The organism is Shimia sp. SK013 (assembly GCF_001292625.1).
GTDB lineage: Bacteria > Pseudomonadota > Alphaproteobacteria > Rhodobacterales > Rhodobacteraceae > Shimia.
Genome location: NZ_LAJH01000005.1, coordinates 167,515 through 192,938, shown reverse-complemented (window position 1 = coordinate 192,938; position 25,424 = coordinate 167,515). Strand labels below are relative to the sequence as shown.

Genomic DNA, 25,424 nt, shown 5'->3' with positions numbered 1-25,424 from the left:
ATGAAGCTTTGGCCCCTTTCTCTGGTTTTCGGCCTGTTTTCCTCGGCTCTATGGGCTGCGGAATGGGACGTGCCTTTGCAGGACGGGGCCATTGCCAAAACATTGGCGCAGGCGGCGGATGGGGACACCCTCCGCCTGCGTGCCGGCATTTATCGTGAAAACGTGGTACTGGATCGCCCGATGGTTCTGGATGGGCAAGGTCATGCGACCATCGATGCCAACGGTTTTGGCAGCGTGATCACCGTGACCGCGGACGATGTGACGGTCAAAGGGATCACCGTCATCGGTTCTGGCAGCAGCCACGAGACAATTGACAGCGGCATCCAGCTAAAAAAGACCGCGTTCGCACCGCAGATTTTGGACAATGTCTCTCTTGGTAACCTTTACGGGATCGACATTCACGGCGCCAAAGATGCGCTGGTGGCTGGCAATCGTATTGAAGGCCGACTTGATCGCCATGTAAACTCGAGAGGCAACGGTGTTTACGTGTGGAACGCCCCGGGTGCGGTCGTGGATAATAACGACATTCGCTATGGACGAGACGGCATCTTTGTAAACTCCAGCCGCCGCAACAGCTTCACCAACAACCTGTTTCGCGATCTCCGTTTCGCAGTGCACTATATGTACGCCAATGACTCCGAGGTCATCGGCAACACGTCAATCGGCAATGATCTGGGCTACGCCGTAATGTTTTCCAGAAACGTGGTTGTCGCTGACAACGTTTCAATCAACGACCGCGAACACGGCGTGGCCTTCAACTATACCAACCGCAGCGTCGTCACCGGAAATTACGTACGCGGCGCAAAGGAAAAATGCAGCTTCCTTTACAACTCCAATCGAAATGAGTTCTCCGGCAACTGGTTTGAAAGCTGCGGCATCGGCATACATTTCACCGCCGGCAGCGCCAACAATCAGATCGTCGGCAATGCCTTTGTTGGCAATCGAACGCAAGTGAAGCTGGTGAGCACAAAATGGCACGAATGGTCCGAAGAAGGCCGTGGCAATTATTGGAGCGACAATGCCGCCTATGACGTGAACGGTGACGGAATCGCAGACAGCCCGTATCGGCCAAATGACAGCATGGATCACATTTTATGGAGCCAGCCTTCCGCAAAATTGCTTCTTGGGTCGCCCGCGGTACAATTGCTTCGCTGGTCACAGTCCACCTTCCCGGCCCTGTTACCGGGGGGGGTTATTGACAGTTTTCCCCTCATGAAACCCGTCAAACCGGCCGCCGCCGGAAAGGTAGAAAATGACGGATAGAGTTTTAGACATCCAATCGCTTTGCAAAGACCGCGGCAAGAACCGCGTGCTGAACGACGTATCCTTGGCGGTGCAGTCCGGCGAGCGCGTTGCGCTTTTGGGTCACAACGGCGCCGGAAAATCCACCTTGATCAAAGCTGTTTTGGGGCTGATTACGATGGATGGCGGATCCGTGCACATCGCCGGCCACACGCCAGGTACCGCCGCAGCGCGCGCCGCCACCGCCTTTCTGCCGGAAGCTGTCAGCTTTCATCCCGCGCTAACGGGACGCGAGCAAATGGCGCTTTTTGCCCGCTTGGCCGGGCAGAAGCCCGATATCACTCAACTGCTTGAGCGGGTGGGTCTCGGTGATGCGCTGGACCTCCGTATCGGCACCTATTCCAAAGGCATGCGTCAGCGACTTGGCTTGGCGCAAGTTTTGTTGGGGCGGCCGAAACTGGCTCTACTGGATGAACCGACCAGCGGCCTCGACCCGATTTCGCGTCAGGACCTTTATGAAATCATCGACGAACTCGCCGCAGAAGGCTGCGCGGTTCTGATTGCCAGCCATGCGCTTACGGAGATGGAGGCGCGCACCGATCGTATCGCCATTATGCGCAAAGGCCAGTTGGTCGCCAATGACACGCTGCAAGGGCTCAGCGCCCGCGCCGGACTGCGCACACGTCTGCGCATTCGCGCGACGGAAAATGCGAGCGCAATTGCCCTGCAAACCGGTGGTCAGCGTATCAACGGTGCATCCGTCGAATTGGAAATCGATGCCGCAGACAAAATGCGGACATTGCGCAAAATCACTGAGTTGGGCGACAGTGTGTCGGACATCGACATCACACCGCCTCGGCTCGAAGACCTGTATCGATACTACGCACGAGAGGACAGCCAGTGACCCGGTTTCTAGCGATTGCGGGCGCCGAGATGCGCATCCTAAAACGAAACCGCTGGTTGGCGATGGCGACCATGATCATGGTGTTGTTTGCATTGGCGCTGACCTTTGCCGGTAGCGCACCCACCGGTACTTTGGGTGTGGATATGCTGACGGTTTCGGTCACCTCTATGACAACACTTTCGGTTTACCTCGCACCGCTCTTGGCGTTGATGATTTCATTTGATGCGGTTGCGGGCGAGGCCGAACGAGGCAGCCTTGGATTGTTGCTGACATACCCTGCCGGACGGGGCGAAATCCTGTTGGGAAAATTCGCGGCACATCTGGGTGCTTTGACCATTGCCATGATTGTGGGATTTGGATCGGCCGGTGCTGTGGCGGCCTATAGTGGCGGCGCAGGGGCGGCCAGTCTGGTTGCGCTTTTCCGGTTGATCTTCACCTCGGTGGTTTTGGGAGGGGTCTTTCTTACACTTGGCTATTTGGTGTCGTCTCTCGCCAACAGTGCCACCGCAGCGGCCGGAATGGCGGCTGGTCTGTGGCTGATTTTTGTTGTGTTGTTTGACCTGGGCCTTTTGGGCGCGGTCGTCATGGACGGCGGGGGATGGTTCACCCAGACCCTATTTCCCTGGATCATGGTTGCAAATCCAGCTGACGCATTTCGGTTGTGGAACATCGCAGGCTCGGAAGGCGTCGCTTTGTCCTCCGGCATGGTCGGCGCAGCCTCCGCATTGCCGATCTGGGCGGCGCCTTTGTCGCTTTTGGTCTGGCCGTTTCTGGGCTTCGGCCTAGCGCGGGCCGCGTTTCGTCGGGTTGAGCCATGAAACAGACATCGACGCTTCTGTTGTGTTCGGCTTTGGCTCTCTCCGCCTGCAAGGAAGACCAGGCCAAGGCCCCGCCGCCTCCGGTACCACTCACCCAAGAGGCGCTTAGCTTTTTTTGCCAGATGAATGTCGCGGAACATGGCGGGCCCAAAGGACAAATTCATCTTGATGGTTTCCCTGCGCCTCTGTTTTTTGCGCAAGTCCGTGATTTGGTGGCGTATCTCAAAAGCCCCGAACGGGATGCCCAAATTGTCGGCGTTTACGTCAGCGACATGGGGGCCGCTGCCACTTGGGCGCAGCCGGGCATCGAAAACTGGATCCCAGCGGACACGGCCCACTTCGTTGTTGGCGCAAAGGTGGCCGGTGGCATGGGCGCGCAAGAAATCGTTCCCTTTTTGTCATCAGAGGACGCCGTCGCGTTCGCCAGCAAATGGGGGGGCACCATTGAAATTCTGGATACAATCCCTGACGGCGCAGCGCTTGGCCCTGCCGACTTGACCCAAAACCTAGAGAGCCCGACATGACACTCGTGACCCGCCGTCGATTTCTGTCAATTGCAGCCAGCGCAGCCGTTGCCATGCCGGCTGGCCGCGCTTGGGCAGACACCGCTGTTTGGCGTGGTCAGGCCCTTGGCGCTGCCGCCAGCATGCAATTTGCCGACTTGCCGGACCACAAGGCGGGCAACCTCTACGCCCATGTCCAAGCAGAACTTCGGCGGCTCGAAGATATTTTCTCTCTTTACCGCGACAGCGCCTTGTCAAAACTCAATCGCATCGGGTCCCTAACTGCGCCGCCACCCGAATTGCTTGAGGTTCTAAGTTTGTGTTCGCGCGTGCATGACGCCTCGGGCGGCGTGTTTGATCCTAGCGTGCAACCACTGTGGCGGGCCCATGCCGAAAACCGGGACGCAAAAGCTGCGCTATCAAATGTCGGCTGGCAAAACGTTGCGTTTAGCGCCTCAGAAGTCAGGTTCAAACGACCTGACATGGCGCTAACTCTCAACGGCATCGCTCAGGGCTACATCACTGACAGGATAAGTCGCCTGCTGCATGCAAAAGGCATGCGCAATGTGTTGATTGATATGGGTGAAATTACCGCAATAGGTCGGCGAATGGATGGGGCGGCGTGGCGGGTTGGCATCGCCGAACCTTCTGGCACTGTACTCCGGCGCATTGCCTTAAATGACAGAGCGATTGCAACCTCATCCCCTGCTGGCATGACGTTGCCCGATGGCTCTAGCCACATCCTCCACCCGATCGGGGCCGCATCGCATCACTCTCTGGCTTGTATCTCAGCGAACTCCGCCGCGCTTGCTGACGGGCTGTCTACTGCTGCCTGTTTGCTGACCACCGAACTGGCGAAAGACATGGTAAAACGGTTTCCTGACGCGCGGATTGAAGTGATCTCATGACCGACATCGCATAGCGCAATGGCTTGAGCCTCTCCCTTTGAAATGGTCCGCCCCGAGGATTGGAAAATCGGGGCGGACCATAGATGGCGATTAAGAGACCCAAACCCGAAGAGATTGTCGTGAAGTTACGGCAAATTGAAATGCCGATGAGGCAAAGCAATCCCCGTATTGATCCAATCAGGCAGATCGGCGTAGCTGAACTAACGGGACCTGTCGCGGTTTGATGCCGTTCCTTTGAGTGATTTTACCACAGCAAAGGAGACAGACTATGGGACTGAAAAGGAAGAGCGAATTCTGCCAGGATGCCGTACGGATCGCGCTAAGAAACAGGCTGGAAAAGCTCTGTCGCCTTCGACCGAAAAATGGCTTAATGCGCACTTGGGCCGCATAAGAGCGGGACAGGTCCGACAACGTGAAGGATGTCGCTTGGCACTACTCTCGCCCAGGCTCCGGACCAAGAACGCACATGAACAAGACCGCCTTGACTGACAAAACTGCCATACCCGAACACTGAAGTTGGGTTGACGAAAATGTATAACCTATAGAAGCTCCTAATCCACTGAAATGCTTGACCGCGTAGCTTTAAGCACACCAGAGGATGCCATCATGGCCACGACAACTAACGCCACTCCCTGGCTCGCTGCATTCCGGTTGCGTGCAATGATCGTCACAGGCCTTGTGATGTTCGTATTTATCACCATGCACCTTGCAAATCTGGCTCTGGGACTGATTTCAGTTCAAGTCATGGAAGATTGGCGGTGGGCACTCAGCGGTGTTTGGTCAAGTATTTTGCCGCTCAAGATCCTGCTGCAAGTGTCGCTGATATTGCATTTCCTGCTGGCTTTGTTGTCGCTTTACTGGCGTAACACTCTTCGTGTTCCCGCTTATGATATGGCGCAGATGATCGCGGGCATTCTGATCATCCCCCTGTTGGCAAAGCATGTTTTTGGCGTGATGGCTGCGAAAGAAATTGGTCTTGAGCCAACTTACGCTCTGGTGCTCGGCCAATTCTGGGTGGTCTCGCCCTTTGACGGATTGCAACAGGTGGTCATGCTGGTCGTTGCATGGATACACGGCGCGATCGGAGTTTACACTTGGCTTCAGTCGCGGGACGGATCAACGCGGATAATGCGGTTTTTCTATCCATTTGTTGTCGCTCTGCCGACGCTCGCGATGCTGGGTTATGTTGAAGCAGGTCGCCAGATTATTCCGGTTAGCGAAGGTGGCATGGGCTTTGTTCTCACGACTGACCCAAATGCAGCTGGCCCCACGGCTGCGCCCGAAGCGATCCAGGCAATCATTGATAAGGCAAATGACAGTCAGAAATTTGCAACCCGCCTGTCTCTGGGCTTCATCGCTTTGGCGTTCCTCGCACGTTGGCTCCGTTTGCGCAGCCTGAAAAAAGGCGTGGCACAGGTAACCTACAGAGGCGCGCGCACTGAGACTTTTGAGGCGGAGGCCGGACTAACCCTTCTTGAGGCGGCGAGGAACAACAACCTGCCACACGCGAGCGTCTGCCGCGGGCGTGGCCGCTGCGGCACCTGTCGTGTCACAGTCTTCGCGGGGGCAGAGAACCTTGCGCCACCCACAGATATGGAGGCCAAAGTTCTGGCCCACTGGAACGCCGGACCAAACGAACGGTTGGCATGTCAGATAAAGCCAACAGGTGGCGCACTAGAGGTCGAACGGGTCATTGAGCCGGACTATTCGAATTTGGACTATTCGGAGAAACGACGCCCGCTTGAGCAATCGGAGGGGACAGTTTGATGGGGTGGCTTCGAATTGCACTTTCTGTTCTTGTCCTCTCTGGTTTCGCGGCAACCGCGCACGCTCAATTTGTGCCAAGCTCCGGCAGTTCCCAGTCCGCCGTGGTTCCCGACCCCTCCCCCAATGACGTGAAAGAATTCCTTCGCTTATTGGGTGACCCCACCATTCAGACATGGATAAGCGAAAGCGCCAACTCGGATGGGACACTCGACGCCGGACCGGCCCTGACATTACGAGAACAAGTTGACGCACAGCTGGAACGGATTGCCACCCGCGCCCGATCGTTGGTGCTGGCGTGGGAAGTATTGCCTCAAATGCCGGCTGTGCTGGCCGATGTCTGGAACACTGAACTGTCCAATGGACAAAAAGTTCGAACCGTCACCTACATTCTGATCTTCCTGCTGATTGGTTTTGGGGTTGAATGGCTGTATCGTCAGCTCCTGCGCTATCCGCTTTTGCGGCTGGAACAGTCCCCAAAAGACGCCCCTTCCGAGAAACTGCTCGGCGCGTCGATCCGGGCCGCCATCATTTTTGCGGGCCTCGGTATCTTCGCCATCGGTAGTATCGGCGCCTTTGACAGCTTCGACTGGCACCCGCTGCTGGAAAGTGTCGTGCTGGACCTGTTGGTTGCTGTGCTCATGTTCCGAATTTTGATAACCATATCGCTGTTTTTTCAGGCCCCGCGGGCCCCGGAACTAAGGCTCGTGCCCTATGGCACAGAAGCCGCGATGTTCCTGCATAGACTGGTTTGCATTCTATCTTTCGCTGTCGTGCTGGCCTTTGCGATGTCCTTCTTGTTGAACCGCGTTGTTGAACAGCATGGCATGGACATAGACAGCAGCCTTGCCACGGTCGCACTGGCGCAGACCATCGTATTGGCGCTGTTTGTTGTCTTGGTGGTTTGGGCCTGCATTTGGGTCGCATTCAAGCGTATCCCGTCAATGTGCGATCTCCAGACGCCCCCCAAAACCGTCCTGCTTTGGCGCAACTTCCTTCTGATCCTGACCGGCGTTGTCTTCGCACTTTGGCTGGCTGGTTTATTTGCCCTGATGTGGGCCGTGCTTGTCATCGGTCTCACGGTTCCCGGATTGAAGCTATTGCGAGGCTGGATTGATCATTTCTTTGATCAGTCAACCGCTGCCCTGCACTCCCAACACATGGAAGAGGCTCAGAAAGCTCTGGATGAATTCGCAGCTGCCGAAGGCGCCAGCGAGACGCTGGAGGGGGAGCCCCAGCCCAACGTCCCCGAATTTGCCGATCCATACGTGGCCACCCGCCCAATCGTGCAACGTGCCGCGCGCTTCGTCTTCATCATGACGGCCGTTCTGACGCTTTCCAATGCATGGGGCGTTAACATCTTTGATCTGTCCTCAGACCGCAGCTTCGTTGGGCGTGCGCTCGAAGTATTGATCGACAGCATTGTGGCGCTGCTTTTGGCTGATCTCGTATGGACATGGGCGAAGACAGTGATCGACAAGCGGATCGCGGATTACGAGCCGCCGGTGGACGGGCAAGCCCCCGGTCCCGAAGCCCGCATGATCACACTACTCCCCCTACTGCGCACCATTCTGATGGTAACACTTCTGATCATGGTCGTCCTGAGCGTGCTCAGCGCGTCCGGCGTGAACATCGCGCCAATCCTTGCCGGCGCCGGTATTGTCGGCATCGCCATCGGCTTTGGCACCCAATCATTGGTACGCGATATTGTGGCGGGCATTTTCTTTCTTATCGACGACGCATTCCGGCTCGGAGAATACATCGAAGTCGGAGACCTGATGGGCACGGTCGAAAGCATTTCGGTGCGTTCCATGCGAATCCGCCACCACCGTGGCAAGGTACACACGGTGCCCTATGGGGAGCTCAAAAGCCTGACAAACCACAGTCGCGACTGGGTGATCATGAAGCTCGAATTCCGGGTGCCATTCGACACCGATCTACAGCTTGTCAAAAAGCTGGTCAAAAAGGTGGGCGCAGAACTGCAGGCAAACGAGCATTATGGCCAATCGATCCTGAGCACGCTGAAATCGCAGGGCGTGCGTCGTATGGAAGAGTTCAACATGGTGGTCGGCGTGAAGTTCATGACCAAACCGGGGGAACAATGGCTGGTCCGCCGCGACGCCTATCAAAAAGTCAGAGATGTGTTTGAGGCCAACGGAATTCGGATGGCAGAGCGCAACGTTAAAGTCGAAATCGACGGTGGCGAACATTTGACCGAAGATCAAAGAGCCGCGGTTGCAGGTGCGGCACAAGAAGCAGCAGGAGCACCCACGGGACCTCCAAAACCAATTCCAGATGAACCGTAAGAGGCCCATCCCTGGCATCAAACACACGGGGCTAGTGAAGCAGAAAAGCAATGCGCATCGCTGGCATTGGCCCGGGCTGCAGTCGCCCAAATAGCAAACCTTCGACGGTTGGGATTTCCGCGCAACACGCGGATGTCGGCTTCGACGAAGCTAAAATGTGGCGTCGATTTAACCAGCGCAGGCCGTTCTAGACCACGCCCGCGGCTGATAGGTCAGTCAGCCCAGAATGTTGATGAGGCAAATTGCGCTGAGGGTGCCCAGGACAGCTTCAAAACCAAATCCCAATCTAGTCCGTTTGGTCGGCTTGCCATCTTTGATCCAGCTAAAGCCTCGTCCAAAAGCATAGCCCAGATAAAACACCGTTGCGCAAACAAACGATGTCAGCCTGAAATCCGGGCTCACCACGCCAAGCAAGATGATTGCGCCGAAAACTGCGGTAATCACACCCGCGCCGCGCATTTCACTAATAAGGTCCGGGTCACTGCGCAGATCGTTCGCAGCATCCGCAAGATAGGTGTCCAGACAAACGGACCCCTCAGGCTTTACAAGGCGTCCCATCCCCGCAAAGACCAACAACGCCCCCGATGCAACCAGTACGACTATTTGGAATATTTCCATTTTATTTCTCCCGCTTTATCGCAAACGTGAACATGAAGTCGTCCGGCGCTTCAAGGACATTGTTCGAAAGTCCCTGCCAGCACCGACGAGCTCTGCGACGCATTAACCGGCCGGAATGGATCGGTGTCGTGTGTCACATACGTTTCCCGAACCACATCCGGCGGATCAAGCCGTCACGCAGATAGAACTGGTGATAGGCCCAACCCGCAACATGCATAGCGATCAGGATCATCAGCAACGTCGCGATGGCCCCATGCACCATCCGGGCCTTGAACACACTGAAATCAGCAGGCAAAGGCGCGCCGGATTGACCAAAAGCGATTTCAAACAAGTCAGCTGATATTGCGATGCCAATACCGCTGGCGACCATGGCAAGGACAAGAACATAGAGGCCGAGATGGGCCGCCTTCGCGCCTGAGTTCAGCACTTTTTTTCCAGCATCCGCAGCGGGCGGATTGCTGGAGAGCAGCCGCATGGTCAATCGAACAAGCATGAACGCTCCGACGACCAGCCCCCAGATCATGTGACCTGTCAGCCCAAATAATTTGGTGGGGTCGTCGTTCTCCAAGGCGACCAATCCGGGACCGCCAATGAACAAGGCGATGATGATCATGGCCGCAACAAGCCAATGTAGACCAACGAGAACGGGATGGTAGCGTTTCATATCTCAACTCCTGAAGGGATCACGCCCGTGCGCGACGGGACATTTGAGCTTTCTATATCAAGCCTCAATCACACCTGATATGAAACAGATTGAACACCATGTTACATGAGAGAAACATGAGAACTTTTGACTGGGAACTCCTACCCCACTTTCTTGCTGTGGCGCGCGCAGGAAGCCTACGGGCCGCCGCACAGTTGATCGGCGCGAATTACGGCACAATCAACCGCAACATCCAGACGCTGGAGGCAAGTTATGGCGTGCGCCTATTCCACCGGTCCAGACGCGGGTTCACGCTGACCGAGTTTGGTGAGGCACTCTTGCCTATGGCAGAGGCCGCAGAACGCGAGGTCATCGCGGCCCGCAAGCATGTGGAAGGATTGGACCGAAGCGAAACGGGCAAGATCCGCTTCTCCCTGACCCCCACCTTGGCTTACGACATCGTTGCCCCCATGATCACGCGTTTCAGTGATCGCTATCCGGAAATCGACATCGAACTCCGCCTAACCACAGAGGTCGAGTCGATCCTGAACGATGAAACCGATGTATCTTTGCGGGCCGCCCGTGATGTGGCTGATGACGTCGTTGCGCAAAAGGTCCTTCAATTTGATCTGGGCGTATATGCCAGCAAGGAGTATCTCGAACAGGTCGTTCCGCACGCCGGCCTTGATGGCGAGGGCCTTACATGGATTGGCTTGCCAGCCAGTGGCGCCGCATTTGGTGGATTGTCTGCTGAGCCATTCCCAAATGCGACCATCCGCCACGAAGTCGCCGACGGCTACATGCGCACGCGTTTGGTGACGCTGGGCTTAGGCATGGCCCATATGCCGGTACTGTTCGAAACGGTTTTCCCAAACCTGCGTCGAATGCCCGGAACAGCATTAACGTCTGGTCCGTCTCTGTGGATTTTGTTGCACTCGGATTTGAGAAAAACCGTCCGCGTTAGACGATTTGTGGACTTTCTGGCGAAAGAGTTGCGATCCTTGCGGAAACAGAGGTAATTTCAATGTCCGCTACAGTGAATCCGCAGCGCAGGTCGCGGAATTGGACTTCTGGATTGGGCCGTTCGTGACACTCTGCAAAACGGGCGGTAAGTGAGAATTCGCCGCGTTTTGCAGCAAGGTCTCCTATGCGTTCCAACCTGCTCAACATTAGTTTTAAACTTTGCTTGGAGGCCTAAAAAGGCTCAAGCTCCCGAGTTGAGATTGTTGAACATCCCCATGGCAGAGCTTGTGCTTGACGCACCTCTTCCACCTTTCGGATAGACTGGGTCAAATCGTGGCCGTATTCGCCGTCGCTGACCATTTGGCTGGGTCCGTAATGGCGTATGAGGACGTTGAACTTTCCTAAGAATGCAATCACCTTGGGGTTGCTCAATCAACGATCAGCCATGCGCTCGCTCGCCTCAGGGAATTTTTGACGATCCTCTTTTTGTACGTTCGGGTCAGGCAATGCAGCCAACGAAACCCGCGAACTCTTTAGGGATTCCGGTGCAAAATGCACTGGAGACCCTCCAGAAACTCACTTTCGAGCGCGACTTCAAACCAGAGACTGAAGACCCCTTTTTCATAGTGGCGGCAAATGACATGCAACGCGATTTGATTTTTCCGCAGTTGTTGCGCGAACTGCGTGGTGACGGTGTGTCGGCCGCGTTCGAGATTATACTCTCCGGTCATCCAACTGCGGGTGTGGTGCGCGAAGGTCGCTGTCATCTTGCGCTGACACCGTTCCCACCCGACGCAACGGACATTGTGAAAAAGCCGATTCTGCACGGACAGATGATGTGTTTTTTCGACGGGTCAGTTCGAAATGCTCCTGGGACATGGCAGGCGTATTGTCAGGCGGACCACCTTGCAGCGCGGCTTGCGGATGGTGGGACATCTTTAAGGGCACTTTCCGGAATAGATAAATCAGGAATTCGCGACGCGCATATCAGTGCCAAACTTCAACTCAATCCCTCATTCGTCAAAGGGTTAGAGTTTCTTGCAACGGAAATGAACCTCATGAAACTGAGTGTCCTGAGCGAGCTCGAAATGGCGCCTTTACCAAAGTCTTCAGATCCAATGACAATATACATAAGCTGGCATCAATGCAGCACCAACGATCCGGCCCACATTTGGTTACGTGACAAGGTTTCAACGATCGCCGATGAGGTGATGAGGACGGCCGCAGCCGCCTGTAACTGAAGCGAATAATAACGCCCTTCATTCAATCCATTTGCTGAGAACAAGACAACACGCCCACCCAGGTCCGGAATGGGCCGCCTGCGAAACTCTGCAAAGGTAGCTTTGCTGCGCATAGCCGCCATCTACGTCAAGGACCCCGGACGTCGCGAACGGCCCTGAACTGACGATGGCTCAAAACTCGTCTAATGGCGGCTCCCAGCCCGAAGCGGACATGGCCAAGCGACATTTGGGCGGTTAGCGGCCATTAGCTGCGACAAGCCTTAATGGCGGCTCTGCGCAGATAGCGTACTTTGCAAAGTCTGGCGAACGGCCTGGGAGCACAGCTCGCGATCGCTGCGATGCCGCGTGAGAAGCGGTCATCGATGGGAGTTGCAGCGAAACTTGGGGGTTGGGGAGCAGCAGTGCGGACGGAACACCGTTTGAGGAATGGCCCGCGGATCAAGCCGCGACCTCTCAACGATACTTTGCTAGTCTCAATTGAATGGTGCCAAAGGGGGATGTCCGGTTGATCCCGAACTGCTCGTCCTGCGCCCAACTTAGAGAATTATTAAAGGAGAGGTCCAGTGAAGTATTTAAGATTGTACGCAGACGAAAATGGCGAAAGCTGCGTCGAAGAAATGTCTGTAGATTTCAATCCCGTTGACTACGCGCCGCCCGCCCCAGCCTTTGGAATTTCTGATCGGACAGAAGTCACTGGAACTATTTACGTGCGTTTTCCGGCGGGATGGACGAGCGAACTGCATCCCACACCGCGCCGCCAACTGTTTGTCACGTTGTCTGGTGATTTTAGTGGCTGCACCAGCGACGGCACACGCATGAATTTGAAACCAGGTGATGTGGTTTTGATGGAGGACACCGTTGGAAAGGGGCATACTGCGGAGGTAATCGGCAACGAAGATGTGTTCGCCATGATGATACATCTGCAATGACCAAGAGGTTGCTTTCTATTTGCCAAGGGCAATGATCGACCGGTGACTGCAACCGTTTTTTTCGGCGTGTAACAAGGATCAAGTTGGCAACATGGGCTCGAAGTTACCTTGCGGCGCTGCAGCACTAAATTTTCGTCTTGGACGTGCTGGCGCGGCTACACCGACCGGCAGGTGCCAGCCCTTCTACGACATCGGTTCGGAGTGCAGCATGGTGGGCGTTTCGAGCACGAAAGGGCGGTTTCCAGACATTCGCTGCGGTCAGCACGAATGCCCGGTGTGGAACTCAGCCGCCGACGCTCTGAAGAGCGGTTTACGCAGCAGTAGCGTGCTCGACCGCGGGAGATCTGCTATCATGCCTTGTTTTCTTTTTGCATACGCCCTTTGTTATCTGAAATTCGGAGGCTTCATATGGAACGTCGTCTAGCCGCAGTACTTGTAGCTGATATGGTCGGTTACTCGCGCCTAATGGAAACCGATGAGGATGGCATTCTTGCCCGACAGAAAACTCACCGACGGGAAGTGATTGATCCAGAAATGTCACGCCACCGGGGCCGGATCATCAAAACGACCGGCGATGGGATGCTAGCAGAGTTTTCCTCGGCCCAGGATGCTGTGCGATGTGCCATCGATATCCAAACGGAAATGACGCAGCGAGAAACGGATGCAGATGAACAGCGGCGGATCAAATACCGGGTCGGCATATATCTTGGTGACATTGTTTTCGATGACAATGACATATTCGGGGATGGCGTAAATGTGGCCGCACGCCTTGAGGGGCTGGCAGAGCCGGGCGGCGTGTGTATTTCTTATATAGTCCATCAGGCCGTAAACGAGCAGGGTCAGAAATTTTTCGGGACATGGGTGGACAAAGAGTCAAGAACATCTCGCGGCCCATTCGGGTCTGGCAGTGGACGCCAGATGCGCCAATAGAGCGCAAAAAGCCTGAGATCGCCCTGCAACAGCGTGTGAAGTACTGCAGTTCCGAGGACGGAACGCAGATTGCGTGGGCCTGTGTTGGCGAAGGACCACCAGTATTGAAGGCGCCTAACTATCTCAATCACATCGAATATGAATGGGGTAGCCCGTTCTGGGGACCGTTTCTTGCCAAGTTCGCACAAGAGAACCAGATGGTTCGTTTTGATCAACGTGGAAATGGGCTGTCGGATTGGGACGTCGAGACGATCTCATTTGAGGCAATGACGCAGGACATGGAAGCTGTTGTAGCGGCATCTGGCCTAGACCGGTTTGCGCTCTTCGGCATCAGTCAGGGGGCGGGGTTTTCTATCAACTATGCGGCCAAACACCCGGAACGGGTTTCCTGCCTCGTCTTGTTTGGCGGGTTTGGCCGCGGAACGGCGATGCGCGGTAACCCTGAGTACGAAACCTATCGCGAAACGTCGCGGATGATGATGCGCGAAGGTTGGGGATCGCCCAATCCAATTTATCGCCAATTCTTCGCATCAGGCTTTGTGCCCGATGCTTCTAAAGATATTCGCGATAGTTTCGACGAATTACAACGGATGAGTTGTTCCAGCGAAAACGCGCTACGTATAACAGACATGAATAGTCGAATGGACCTTCTCGAGGTGGCACGCCAACTCGACGTACCTACACTCGTTCTCCATATCGAGGGCGATCAGGTCGCACCCATTGAGGAAGGTCAACTTTTGGCCCGGGCAATCCCCGGTGCCCAGTTTGTAAAACTGCCGGGAAACAGCCACGTGGCGTTGGAAAGTGAGCCTTGCTTCAAACTATTCTTCGAAGAAGTGCACGCGTTCATCGCCGAGCATGCGGACGAGAAAAAGTCCTGATCAGAAGACAAGCTCACGGCAGTCCAAATAGCGTTCGCCGCGGACTGCATCAATTCGAGGCCAGCAGATCGCAGGAAGTCAGAAAAGGCTCAAGCCGTCATTCGTTGCGGTGACCGCCAAGGTCCGAAGTGGGCCGATCAACCTGATCCAGGCTCTTGCTAAACCCGACTTTGCAAACTCCGCTATCTGCGCAGAGCTGACGTCGGTGAGGTTGCGGCATCAGAAAAATCCAAATTGCCTCACCGAAGGTCCGCTTCCGGGAATACGCCCCTTCATTTTGCGTCTGCAGCGGAGTGCGTGCTGAGCCTGGTGTGAATGTCTCAAGAGGGCTGGGAGCGGTCCTTGATTGTTCGTTTTGGAACGGCAGCTTTGCCCCGCAAAGCTACCCCCCTCTCATCTAGGTGTCGCGCTGTATGCCAGCGCCAAAGCCGAGCCTTGGCGGCGCCCTCCCTCAACCCCACAAAAAAAGGCGACCCTCAAGGCCGCCTTTTCAGTCTTTAAAAACAACATCACCCGTCCTTGCGGATGGTCTCGTTTTTCGGATCATACGGACTGTCGCAAGTCACAACCGCATCCCACAGCTGGTCCTGCATCTTGACCTTCAATTTGGTGCCTTCCACCGCCAGATCAGGCCGCACATAACCCATGCCGATGGATTTTTCGAACGCCACCGAATAGCCGCCCGATGTCAAACGTCCTACGCGCGTGCCGTCCTCGGTATAAAGCACCTCACGCCCCCACGGATCCGCGTCTTCTGGCCCGTCGATCAGCACCGTCATGCATTTGCTGCGGATGCCTTTGGCTTCCATCTCGGCCTTGCCGTGGAACTCTTTGGACAGGTCGATAAACCGCGGCAAATCAGCCTCGGCAGGGGTCGCATCACGGCCCAGTTCGTTGCCAAACGCACGATAACTCTTCTCTTGCCGCAACCAGTTCTGTGCCCGCGCTCCAACAAGTTTCATGTCAAATTCGGCACCGGCCTCAACCAGCAGATCCCAAAGATAATTCTGCATCTCGATCGGGTGATGCAACTCCCAGCCAAGCTCTCCGGTGTAAGCCACGCGGATCGCATTCACTGGGCACATGCCCAACTCGATCTGGCGCGCCGACAACCAAGGAAACCGTTTGTTGGTCAGCGCTGTTGCGGGGTCCGCATCAACAATCACCTTATTCAGTACATCACGGGTTTTGGGGCCAGCAATGGCAAACACACCCCACTGCGTCGTCACATCCTGAATTTCGATGTAACCGAACTCTTCCATCTTATCTTCGGCAGCTTTGCGCAGGAAATCCGCGTCATATTCCGTCCACGCGCCCGCAGACACGAGGTAATAGGTATTCTCGCCGTTGCGCACGATGGTGTATTCCGTGCGCGTCGTGCCATGACTGGTCAGCGCATAAGTCAGGTTGATACGTCCAACTTTCGGCAGTTTGTTGCAGGTGAACCAATCCAGAAACGCCGTCGCACCGGGGCCTTTGACAACGTGTTTGGTGAACGCCGTCGCATCAATCAGACCAACGCCCTCACGGATCGCTTTCGCCTCATCAACGGCGTGTTGCCACCATCCGCCACGGCGGAAACTGCGCGCGTCATGGTCGAAATTTGATGGCGCATCAAGCGGCCCGTAGTAGTTCGGACGCTCCCAACCGTTCACCCAGCCAAACTGCGCGCCCTGCGCTTTTTGCCGATCAAACGCCGGCGCTGTTCGCAACGGCCGCGCCGCTGGGCGTTCTTCGTCAGGGTGGTGCAGAATATAAACGTGCTCATAGCACTCTTCATTCTTGCGCGCCGCAAATTCGGTGGTCATCCAGCCCTGCGAATACCGTTTGGGGTCAAGCGACGCCATGTCGATTTCAGCTTCGCCATCCACCATCATCTGCGCAAGGTAATAGCCTGTGCCGCCCGCCGCGGTGATGCCAAACGAGAATCCTTCCGCCAGCCACATGTTGCGCAAGCCCGGTGCAGGTCCAACCAACGGGTTGCCATCGGGCGTGTAACAAATCGGTCCGTTGAAATCGTCTTTCAGACCGCTATCAGCACAAGACGGCACACGTTCGGCCATCGCCATATACTGATCTGCAATCCGGTCCAGATCGAGCGGGAACAAATCGGCACGGAAGCTGTCCGGCACGCCGTGTTCAAACCGCGCAGGCGCGCCTTTTTCATAGATGCCAAGGATCCAACCGCCACGCTCTTCGCGGGCATAGGATTCATTGTCGGCATCGCGCACCACCGGATGTTCCGGATTGCCCGCCTCCCGCCATTTCACCAACTCAGGGTCTTTGTCCATGACGATAAAGGTATGCTCTACCGGAATGGCGGGCATCTTGACGCCCAGCATCTTCGCCGTACGCTGTGCGTGGTTACCGGATGCGGTCACAACATGCTCTGCCGTCACAACAACCTGCTCGTCACTGGCAATCAGGTTGCCGCCCTTCTCGACCATCTTGGTCAGGGTCACTTCCCAAGCATCACCGTTCCAATGGAACCCGTCCGCCTGCCACTTACGCTCGATCATCACGCCCCGCTGGCGCGCGCCTTTGGCCATCGCCTGCGTCACATCGGCGGGGTTAATATACCCGTCCTCTGTGTGGTAAATCGCACCTTTAAGATCACCGGTCTCAATCAGCGGCCAGCGGCCCTTGATTTGGTCGGGCGTCAACCATTCATAGGCCACGCCACAGGTCTCGGCGGTCGAGGCATACAGCATATACTCGTCCATCCGCTCCTGCGTCTGCGCCATGCGCAGATTTCCCACAACAGCAAAGCCCGCGTTTAACCCGGTCTCCGCCTCAAGTTGCTTATAGAAATCCACAGAATACTGATGAATGTGGGTCGTCGCATAAGACATATTAAAGAGCGGCAGCAAGCCGGCAGCATGCCACGTCGAGCCGGACGTCAACTCGTCGCGTTCGATCAACATCACATCATCCCAACCCGCCTTGGCAAGGTGATACGCAATCGACGTGCCAACGGCGCCGCCGCCAACAACAAGGGCTTTTACATTGGTTTTCATCGCTTCGGCGACTCCCCGCAAAGTGGTCTTTGGGCCGACATTACCGGATTGGCGCAAAATCTCAGGGTCCAGCCGACGCTTGATATCGCAATTGCGACGCCACGTTGCAGCAAAAAGCCTTGCTGCGTCGCGGCGTGGGCGCTAGACCCCGAAACCAACTTTCAGGGAGACAGGCGAGAATGCTGATTTGCCGCTCTGTAGCAGACTGCCGCGCCGCCATCGCGGATTTGCGCGCCAAAGGCCAGACCATCGGCATGGTGCCCACAATGGGGTTCCTGCACGCAGGCCACATGCGCCTTGTGGCCACCGCGCAAGACAATGCCGACGCCGTAGTGGTGTCGATCTTCGTGAACCCCAGCCAGTTTGGCGACACCGGCGATCTTGACGCCTATCCGCGCAACGAGACACGCGATCTGGCGATGCTAAAGGACGCTGGCGTCGCTCTGGTCTTTATGCCGGACGTGGACACCATGTATCCGGCGGGTGATGAAACCATCGTGGAAACCACCCGCATGGCCAACATGCTGCACGGCCTCGTCCGCCCCGGCCATTTTCGCGGCGTGGCCACAGTTGTGACGCGGCTCTTCAACATCGTGACGCCTGATGTCGCCGTGTTTGGCGAAAAAGACTACCAGCAGCTCCAGATCATCAAACGCATGGTTGCTGATCTGCACATGCCCCTGACCATCATCGGCGCGCCCACTGTGCGCGAGGCCGACGGGCTGGCCATGTCCTCGCGCAACGTGCGCCTGACACCCGCGGACCGCACCGCCGCTCTGGTGCTCTCGCACTCGCTCGACGCCGCCGAAGCGGCCGCCACCGGTGCGACTGTCGCCGATCTACACAGCATCATCGCCAACACCATCGGCACCGAGCCGCGCGCCTCTCTCAAAGGGCTGGACATTGTCGAGGCCGAAACGCTGAATGCCATCGACGGGGCCCTCCAAGGCCCCACCGCCATCATGATCTCCGTCGCGTTTGGCGACATTCTCCTGATTGACCAAAGGGTTGTCACACCATGAGCAAACAGACCCCCATCCGCCGCACCACCGTGCCCCAGATCGCCGCCCGCAAAGGTGGCGAGCCGATTGTCTCGCTGACCTCCTATCACGCACACACTGCGGCCATTGTCGACAAATACGCGGATTTCATTTTGGTTGGCGACAGCCTCGGCATGGTCATGCACGGCATGGAAAGCACCGTTGGCGTGTCGCTTGATTTGATGATCATGCACGGCAAAGCGGTGGTGCGCGGCACGCAAAAAGCGCTGGTGGTCGTGGACATGCCGTTTGGCACCTACGAGGAAAGCCCCGCCGTCGCCTTCCGCAACGCCGCCAAAATCATGAAAGAAACCGGTTGCGGCGCGGTGAAACTTGAGGGCGGCAAACGCATGGCCGAAACCATCCGCTTCCTGACCGAGCGCGGCATCCCCGTCATGGCCCACATCGGCCTGACGCCCCAATCCAGCCACGTCATGGGCGGTTTCAAAACCCAAGGCCGCAATGAGGACACATGGGCGATCCACGAAGCGGACGCCGCCGAAGTCTCAGAGGCCGGCGCCTTTGCCATTGTGCTCGAAGGCATGGTCGAACCGCTGGCGGCCAAAATCACCAAACAGGTGCCAATCCCGACCATCGGCATCGGCGCATCCGCTGATTGTGATGGCCAAATTCTGGTGCTCGAGGACATGCTGGGTCTGAACGAATGGACACCCAAGTTTGTCAAAGTTTACGGCGATTTGGGCCCCGCCATTGAACGCGCCGTTGGCGAATACGCCGAAGACGTCAAATCCCGCAGCTTTCCGAGCGACGACGAAGTTTACCGCTAAGCCCTAAAGTGTAATGGCGTTTTTTATCAGCACACGTAAAAAGTGTTTAGAAATCCGTCTTTCTCGCCTATGGTCTCCAAAAAACTGAGGTGGGAGAGATAGATGCGCGGATTTTTGAATGGGCAATTCAGTGTTGCTCAAGTCTACTGGTTCGGCTTTGTACTAACCGGCCTTGGCTTCACTGCAGCCTACAAACACATCAACACGCTTTTTTTGACGACGCCAGGCGACAATTGGGATCGGGTCGAAACCGCCCACTACGCGCTGATTGCTGTGAACCTTCTTTGGGTTTGCATTCTTCTTCGCGCGCTTGTGAAGTCCGCCTACAACAACCGCACGCCCGGCGGCTGGGGCTGGATTGCGATTGCTCTTGCGTCGCTAAATGTCCTCTACACTTCTTACGCTGCCATCACGGTGTATTTTCCAAGCACCTATGCGCCATTGTCCATGCTCCAAGCGGAGCTGCGAGAGTTCAAAAAGCAACTCCCCCAACGCATGGACGACACCACTATTATGACTGACGTCGATCTGAGAGAGGACGTTTTGAACTATGTTGTACGCGTTGAGTTTGAGGCGGATGACTTGATGCAGGAACACTTGGACTGGGATTTTTCCACTGAAACAGACTCCAGTCGAGAGATCTGCGTCGATCTGGAAGGCTACTTCAAGGCAGGGCTAAAGGCGATCTCTTATGAGTTCAACTACACCAACACAACGCTGAAGGCTGAATTGACCGCCGAGGAGTGTAACGCATACCTCGCCACGCTTGGCTAACGTGCCAAGTCGCGCAGATTTCTAAGCGATGACCACATCTACCGCCAGCCCTGCGCCCGCACTTTTCTGTTCCTGAAAATACCTCCGCCGGAGGCGCCTGCCCGATCCATGCGCCTCTGGTTTCGTGCCATCAAGACGGGTCGCCAAAGGCTCCGTCTTCGATCATCTTCGCCATCATATCTTCCATGCTTTCCTGCATCGGGCGATACTGAACGCCCAGCGCCGCTTTGCCTTTTGAATTGTCCGCGCGCCACACCACATTCACATTGCCAGCGACAAACTTGCGGCTGATCCCCTGACTTGGCCCCGCCAACCAGACCAGCCATTTCGGCATTGCCCGTTTCGGAAGCGCATACTCCGTCCCGAAACGTGCCATCAACGCCTGACCCATCTCCAGAAAATCGGTGTCATATCCTGAAATGATATGCCGCCCTTCGGCTTGCAGCACAAACGCCGCCGCCAAATGCGCCCGCGCCAGATCGCGTACATCCACAACACCAATCCCGATGCGCGGCGCACCCCTTTTCATGGCACCGCCCGCCAGCATTTTCACCAGATTGAAACTCTCCGACGTCGGGCTTTTCTGCAGCGCCGGACCAATCACCAACGACGGGTTTTTCACCACAAGCTTCCAGCGCTCCTGCGCTTCGGCAATCTCCCATGCGGCCTTTTCAGCCAAGGTTTTTGACAGGCTATAAGGTTGGTGATCCAGAGTGGCCGTGCTGTTCCACACCTGCTCGGTGATCGGCCCACCCGGCGCGTTCTGGGTGTCAATCGCATCGGTATATATCGCAGCACAGGAACTGGTCAGGACCACGCGCTGCACACTGTCACACCGATTGGCCTGCTCAAGCACATTGCGTGTGCCGGTCACCGCCGGTTCAATCAACTCTGCCTGTGGGTCTTTGACCGAGGTCGTGAATGGCGACGCGGTGTGAAACACCACCTCACACCCGGACATGGCCTCGGCATAGGACCCCTCTGTCAAAAGATCGCTTTTGAACAGCTTCAGGGTCCCCGGCGCGTCCTTTGCGATGGCGATCAAATGCGCCACCTTCGCGCCATTGTCGGGATTGCGCACGGCCGCATGTACGGGTGCGCCAGCGTCCAGCAAATCTTTGACAATCCAGCCAGCGACATAGCCCGTCGCGCCTGTCACAAGCACGGGTTTGGTGGTGTTCACAGTAAACGTCCGTCCGGACATAACGGCGCTCCTTGGTTTTACTTCTTAACGCCAATATTGCACGGTTGCGCTTCGAGCCAATTGCCAATCGCGCCAAGCGACTTGCGCATCACGCCAATCAGAAGATTTTGCCCGGGTTCATGATCCCATCCGGATCAATCGCTGCTTTCACAGCCGCCATCACGTCCACAGCCCCACCAAGTTCCTTGCGCAGGTACGGCTTCTTGCCCTGACCAATGCCATGCTCGCCAGTACAAGTGCCGCCCATAGAAATTGCCAGTTCATTAAGCCAACTGACGTAGCTTTGCGCGCTCGCCACTTCCTCGGCGTTGTCCATATCCACCAACGGCAGCATGTGAAAATTGCCGTCCCCGACGTGGCCCACCACGGTCGAAATCAACCCCAGCGCGTCAGCCTTGTCTTTCGCAGCCGTCACACATTCAGCCAACCGCGAAATCGGCACACAAACGTCTGTGGAAATCCCTTTGGTGCCAGGCCGCAACGCTAAGGCCGCCCAATACATGTCGTGCCGCGCCTGCCACAACTTATTGCGGTCCTCCGCCTTGGTGGTCCATTCAAACCCGCTGCCGCCAAACTCCTCGGCGATAGATCCAAACATTTCCGCCTGCTCCGCCACGCCGGTCTCTGATCCGTGGAACTCCAGCAACAACAAATGCTCCTCTGGCAAATCCAATTTGGAATAGGCATTGGCCGCCTGCACCGCCAGCGTGTCCAGCAATTCAATCCGCGCCACTGGAATGCCGTACTGGATCGTCATCATCACCGCCTGACAGGCCGCATCGATGGTTTCAAACGAACACCGCGCAGACGACATCGCCTCAGGAATCCCCTGCAGCTTCAATGTGACCTCGGTGATCACCCCAAGCGTGCCTTCGGCCCCAATCAGCAGACGGGTCAAATCATAGCCAGCGCTCGATTTCTTTGCCCGCGTGCCTGTGCGGATCACCTCACCGCTCGGCAACACCACCTCAAGCGCCAGAACGTTGTCTTTCATCGTGCCATAGCGCACCGCATTGGTACCGCTGGCCCGCGTCGCCGCCATGCCGCCCAATGACGCATTCGCACCCGGATCAATCGGGAAAAACAGCCCCTGATCGCGCAGATACGTGTTTAGCTGCTCACGGGTCACACCCGGCTGGATCACACAATCCAGATCTTCGGCGTGCACCTCTTTGATGGCGTTCATCTCGGTCAGATCGATACACACGCCCCCCGCTGGCGCATTCACATGCCCCTCCAACGATGTGCCGGTGCCATAGGCAATCACAGGAACCTTATGCGCAGCGCAAACCTTGACGATAGAGGCGACTTCTTCCGTCGACTTGGCAAAGACCACCGCATCCGGCGCCTGCGTCTCGATCCAGGTGGTGGTGTGGCCGTGTTGCTCGCGGATCGACTGACCGGTGTGAAAGGCCTCGCCGAACTGTTGCTTCAACACGCCCAGCGCAGCGCTTATGCCGTCTTCGTTCCGCGGCAAATTCCCTGCAGACCCCATGGCCAACCTCCCCTTTCGATGCTTCATCGAAAGGGGTAAGCGTCCGCTCACTCTGGGTCAAGCAGGCTACTGCCCAAAGGCAAGCCCTTCGCGCCGATTGTCCGCGCCACCCAGCAGCGTTTCTCCAATAGAAATCGCATGAATGCCGCTGTTCAACCCGCGCACTTTGACCTCGAAACCGGCCTCTTCCAGCGCGGCTTTCATCGCCTCATCCTCAAGGTCATAGGTGCCAAACCGGTTCACCCTATTGGGCAGGTCAATCGCAGCCTGCACGTCCATACCCCAATCCAGATGGGCAATGATGGTCTTGGCAACATAGCCGATGATCCGGCTACCACCGGGGCTCCCGACAACCAGAACCGGCTTGCCGTTTTTCAAGACAATCGTCGGCGCCATCGACGAGCGTGGCCGCTTGCCCGGCTCAACGCGGTTGGCGATCGGAACACCTTTCATATGGGATCTGAACGAGAAATCCGTGAGCTCGTTGTTAAGTAGGAACCCACGCGCCATCACGCGGCTGCCAAAACCGTTCTCGATTGTGGTCGTCATCGACAACGCGTTGCCATAGCTGTCCACAATAGAAATGTGCGAGGTCGACGGCTGCTCAAAGGTTGGACCGTCCGCCAAGTTCAAAGCATGATCAAACTCCGGCGTTCCCGCCTCAACGTTCTCCAAGGCCTTTGGCTGTTTCAACAGCTCGGCCCGACCCTCCAGATACTCCGCGGCCAACAGACCTTTGACCGGCACCGGCACATAATCACTATCAGCGATGTAGCGCCCCCGATCTGCAAACGCCAAACGCGACGCATCCCCGATCAACCGCCACGCTTTGGCGCTGTCCGGACCCATCTTGGTCAGGTTGAAACTGTCCAACGTGCCAAGAATTTGCCCAACCGTCAGACCACCAGAAGACGGAGGCCCCATCCCGCAAACGTCATGCCTGCGATACGTCGCACACACCGCGGCGCGCTCCTTGACTTGATACAGCGCCAGATCAACCGCGCTCAGCACGCCGGGATTGTTGGCCTCTTGGACCGCGTCCACAATGTCGGCGGCAATCTCGCCAGAGTAAAACGGGGCTGCGCCTTCATTGGCCAAAATCCGCAAGCTCTTGGCATAATCCAAGTTGAACAAAATATCGCCCTGCGCCAATGGCGTGCCACCGGGCAGGAAATAGGCCGCCGTCACCGGATGGGACGCCAAACGCTCCGCATCCCGCGCCACCGAGGCCGCCATTCGGCGTGACACAGGAAAGCCCTTCTCCGCATGACGAATGGCGGGTGTAAGCAGGCTTGGCCACGCGCTGCGCCCCCATTTTCGATGCGCTTCCTGCATCAACATCGGCGTGCCCGGAACACCAACACTGCGCCCGCCAACGACGGCTTCAAAGAATTTCAGCCGTTCACCTTTGTCGTCCTGAAACAGGCGCGGCGTGGCCGCCAACGGCGCGGTTTCGCGCCCGTCAAGCGTGGTGACTTCGCCTGTGGCCGCGTCATACCAGACCAGAAACGCCCCGCCGCCAAGCCCCGAGCTTTGCGGTTCAACCAAACCCAATACGGCCTGCGCAGCGACCATCGCATCCGCCGCGCTGCCGCCTTTCTCCAACACTCTTGAACCTGCCCGAACGGCCAACGGATGCGCTGCAGAAATCATCCACTTCGCGGCACTCTTCGGCTGGCCTTTTAGTTTGCGTTCAGCCGAACCTCTGAGCATCGGCGGCACATTGGCCCCCAACTGGGTCGACACCTCCGGCGCGACACCGTCTGCCGCCTCCTGCGCCCACACGCCCGTGGCAGCCACCGCGCCCATCGCCAGCGCTGCAGCAATTGCTGAAATTCGTAAAATCATGACAAAGCTCCTGAAGAATACCCGGCCAGCTTAGATCAGGATCAGCCGTCTTCAAAACCTTCATTCTCAAACGACAAAAGCGGGTAGTCACACAACGCTTCATGCACCGCGCCGGACGGTGTGAGCGTTGAGCGGAACAGCGAAAACTGCGTGACATCCAGCGGCCCAATCTGCGCTGTGGCCCCACGCGAAATAGCGGCCTGAAGCCTCTCGGGCGACTGTCCGCTGTCCTTCAGGCGGCTCAGCGTGACGTGCGGACGCCACCGACGCGATGCAGACGCAATACCGACGCGATGCAGACAGCGTTTTACGGCCGATTGCAGGTCGCGCAAAACCGGGTCTGGTTCCGCCAGAACCGCCAGCGCACGGGTACGTACCCCGCCAAAAAGGTCCACGCCTTTAAACGCCAGATCAAACGCTGGATAGCGCAAGTCCTCGAGCTCCTCATGCAACGCCTCAAGAAGCGCTTCGGGCTGCTCGTCAAGGAACGCCAGCGTCAAATGCAAATTGGAAACCGGCACCGCGCGCCCCACGGCCATCCGCTCCTGCAAGTCCAGAAACGCATCCGCTTCCGGCCCGCTGAGGTCAATGGCAACGAAGGCCCGCAA

Annotated in this window: 22 protein-coding genes; 15 read left to right on the top strand and 7 right to left on the bottom strand. The window is 56.8% G+C overall.

Features of this window, described 5'->3' with window-relative positions; genetic code table 11:
* From SHIM_RS01275 to SHIM_RS01245, 7 genes are all read left to right on the top strand, one after another.
* Entirely contained in the window at positions 1-1,263 is a 1,263-nt protein-coding gene (locus SHIM_RS01275; RefSeq protein WP_054000805.1) for a nitrous oxide reductase family maturation protein NosD, read from the top strand.
* Complete coding sequence (locus SHIM_RS01270; RefSeq protein WP_054000804.1) at positions 1,253-2,146, top strand: ABC transporter ATP-binding protein; 894 nt, start codon at positions 1,253-1,255, stop codon at positions 2,144-2,146. Before SHIM_RS01275 ends, SHIM_RS01270 begins: the two co-directional genes overlap by 11 nt.
* Complete coding sequence (locus tag SHIM_RS01265; RefSeq protein ID WP_054000803.1) at positions 2,143-2,964, top strand: ABC transporter permease; 822 nt, start codon at positions 2,143-2,145, stop codon at positions 2,962-2,964. The genes SHIM_RS01270 and SHIM_RS01265 overlap by 4 nt, the downstream gene beginning before the upstream one ends.
* The gene (locus SHIM_RS01260) at positions 2,961-3,488 is read left to right on the top strand and encodes a nitrous oxide reductase accessory protein NosL (RefSeq protein WP_054000802.1); all 528 of its coding nucleotides are present in this window, start codon (positions 2,961-2,963) and stop codon (positions 3,486-3,488) included. Before SHIM_RS01265 ends, SHIM_RS01260 begins: the two co-directional genes overlap by 4 nt.
* Positions 3,485-4,375 carry an FAD:protein FMN transferase gene (locus tag SHIM_RS01255; protein WP_054000801.1) on the top strand — a complete coding sequence of 297 codons (891 nt, stop codon included), beginning with the start codon at positions 3,485-3,487 and terminating at the stop codon, positions 4,373-4,375. Before SHIM_RS01260 ends, SHIM_RS01255 begins: the two co-directional genes overlap by 4 nt.
* A 606-nt stretch (positions 4,376-4,981) precedes the next feature.
* Positions 4,982-6,142 carry a 2Fe-2S iron-sulfur cluster-binding protein gene (locus tag SHIM_RS01250; RefSeq protein ID WP_193749842.1) on the top strand — a complete coding sequence of 387 codons (1,161 nt, stop codon included), beginning with the start codon at positions 4,982-4,984 and terminating at the stop codon, positions 6,140-6,142.
* The gene (locus SHIM_RS01245; RefSeq protein ID WP_054000799.1) at positions 6,142-8,445 is read left to right on the top strand and encodes a mechanosensitive ion channel family protein; all 2,304 of its coding nucleotides are present in this window, start codon (positions 6,142-6,144) and stop codon (positions 8,443-8,445) included. Before SHIM_RS01250 ends, SHIM_RS01245 begins: the two co-directional genes overlap by 1 nt.
* A 216-nt stretch (positions 8,446-8,661) precedes the next feature.
* Here SHIM_RS01245 and SHIM_RS01240 read toward each other — a convergent pair whose 3' ends face one another.
* Positions 8,662-9,063 carry a DUF4345 domain-containing protein gene (locus SHIM_RS01240; protein ID WP_054000798.1) on the bottom strand — a complete coding sequence of 134 codons (402 nt, stop codon included), beginning with the start codon at positions 9,061-9,063 and terminating at the stop codon, positions 8,662-8,664.
* Positions 9,064-9,196: 133 nt separating this feature from the next.
* A complete protein-coding gene (locus SHIM_RS01235; RefSeq protein WP_054000797.1) occupies positions 9,197-9,727 on the bottom strand; it encodes a cytochrome b in 531 nt (176 codons plus the stop codon).
* A 116-nt stretch (positions 9,728-9,843) separates the two neighbouring features.
* On the opposite strand from SHIM_RS01235, the gene SHIM_RS01230 reads away from it, so the two are divergent.
* The 5 genes from SHIM_RS01230 to SHIM_RS20480 all read left to right on the top strand — a co-directional run bounded on the left by SHIM_RS01230 (position 9,844) and on the right by SHIM_RS20480 (position 14,650).
* On the top strand, positions 9,844-10,725 hold the full coding sequence (locus SHIM_RS01230; RefSeq protein WP_054000796.1) for a LysR family transcriptional regulator: 882 nt from the start codon (positions 9,844-9,846) through the stop codon (positions 10,723-10,725).
* A 450-nt stretch (positions 10,726-11,175) separates the two neighbouring features.
* Positions 11,176-11,910, top strand: coding sequence for a hypothetical protein (locus SHIM_RS01225; protein WP_054000795.1), 735 nt, complete (start codon positions 11,176-11,178; stop codon positions 11,908-11,910).
* A 563-nt stretch (positions 11,911-12,473) separates the two neighbouring features.
* Positions 12,474-12,839 carry a hypothetical protein gene (locus SHIM_RS01220; RefSeq protein WP_054000794.1) on the top strand — a complete coding sequence of 122 codons (366 nt, stop codon included), beginning with the start codon at positions 12,474-12,476 and terminating at the stop codon, positions 12,837-12,839.
* A 408-nt stretch (positions 12,840-13,247) separates the two neighbouring features.
* Positions 13,248-13,769 carry an adenylate/guanylate cyclase domain-containing protein gene (locus SHIM_RS20485; protein WP_241488759.1) on the top strand — a complete coding sequence of 174 codons (522 nt, stop codon included), beginning with the start codon at positions 13,248-13,250 and terminating at the stop codon, positions 13,767-13,769.
* A gap of 104 nt (positions 13,770-13,873) precedes the next feature.
* The gene (locus SHIM_RS20480; protein ID WP_054000792.1) at positions 13,874-14,650 is read left to right on the top strand and encodes an alpha/beta fold hydrolase; all 777 of its coding nucleotides are present in this window, start codon (positions 13,874-13,876) and stop codon (positions 14,648-14,650) included.
* Positions 14,651-15,159: 509 nt separating this feature from the next.
* Here SHIM_RS20480 and SHIM_RS01205 read toward each other — a convergent pair.
* Positions 15,160-17,667: a GcvT family protein gene (locus tag SHIM_RS01205; RefSeq protein ID WP_054000791.1), complete on the bottom strand. Its 2,508-nt coding sequence runs from the start codon at positions 17,665-17,667 to the stop codon at positions 15,160-15,162.
* A gap of 179 nt (positions 17,668-17,846) precedes the next feature.
* Between SHIM_RS01205 and panC the strand changes: the two genes are divergently transcribed.
* From panC to SHIM_RS01190, 3 genes are all read left to right on the top strand, one after another.
* Positions 17,847-18,689 carry a pantoate--beta-alanine ligase gene (panC, locus tag SHIM_RS01200; RefSeq protein WP_054000790.1) on the top strand — a complete coding sequence of 281 codons (843 nt, stop codon included), beginning with the start codon at positions 17,847-17,849 and terminating at the stop codon, positions 18,687-18,689.
* The gene (gene panB, locus SHIM_RS01195; protein ID WP_054000789.1) at positions 18,686-19,495 is read left to right on the top strand and encodes a 3-methyl-2-oxobutanoate hydroxymethyltransferase; all 810 of its coding nucleotides are present in this window, start codon (positions 18,686-18,688) and stop codon (positions 19,493-19,495) included. The genes panC and panB overlap by 4 nt, the downstream gene beginning before the upstream one ends.
* A gap of 102 nt (positions 19,496-19,597) precedes the next feature.
* Positions 19,598-20,269 carry a hypothetical protein gene (locus tag SHIM_RS01190; protein WP_054000788.1) on the top strand — a complete coding sequence of 224 codons (672 nt, stop codon included), beginning with the start codon at positions 19,598-19,600 and terminating at the stop codon, positions 20,267-20,269.
* Positions 20,270-20,399: 130 nt separating this feature from the next.
* On the opposite strand, the gene SHIM_RS01185 is transcribed toward SHIM_RS01190, so the two are convergent.
* The 4 genes from SHIM_RS01185 to thpR form a co-directional block, all read right to left on the bottom strand.
* A complete protein-coding gene (locus SHIM_RS01185; RefSeq protein WP_054000787.1) occupies positions 20,400-21,473 on the bottom strand; it encodes an NAD-dependent epimerase/dehydratase family protein in 1,074 nt (357 codons plus the stop codon).
* A 97-nt stretch (positions 21,474-21,570) separates the two neighbouring features.
* Positions 21,571-22,968, bottom strand: a complete 1,398-nt coding sequence (locus SHIM_RS01180) for an FAD-binding oxidoreductase (RefSeq protein WP_054000786.1) — start codon at positions 22,966-22,968, stop codon at positions 21,571-21,573.
* A 66-nt stretch (positions 22,969-23,034) separates the two neighbouring features.
* A complete protein-coding gene (ggt, locus tag SHIM_RS01175; protein WP_054000785.1) occupies positions 23,035-24,816 on the bottom strand; it encodes a gamma-glutamyltransferase in 1,782 nt (593 codons plus the stop codon).
* Between the two features lie 41 nt (positions 24,817-24,857).
* Complete coding sequence (gene thpR, locus SHIM_RS01170; protein ID WP_193749841.1) at positions 24,858-25,424, bottom strand: RNA 2',3'-cyclic phosphodiesterase; 567 nt, start codon at positions 25,422-25,424, stop codon at positions 24,858-24,860.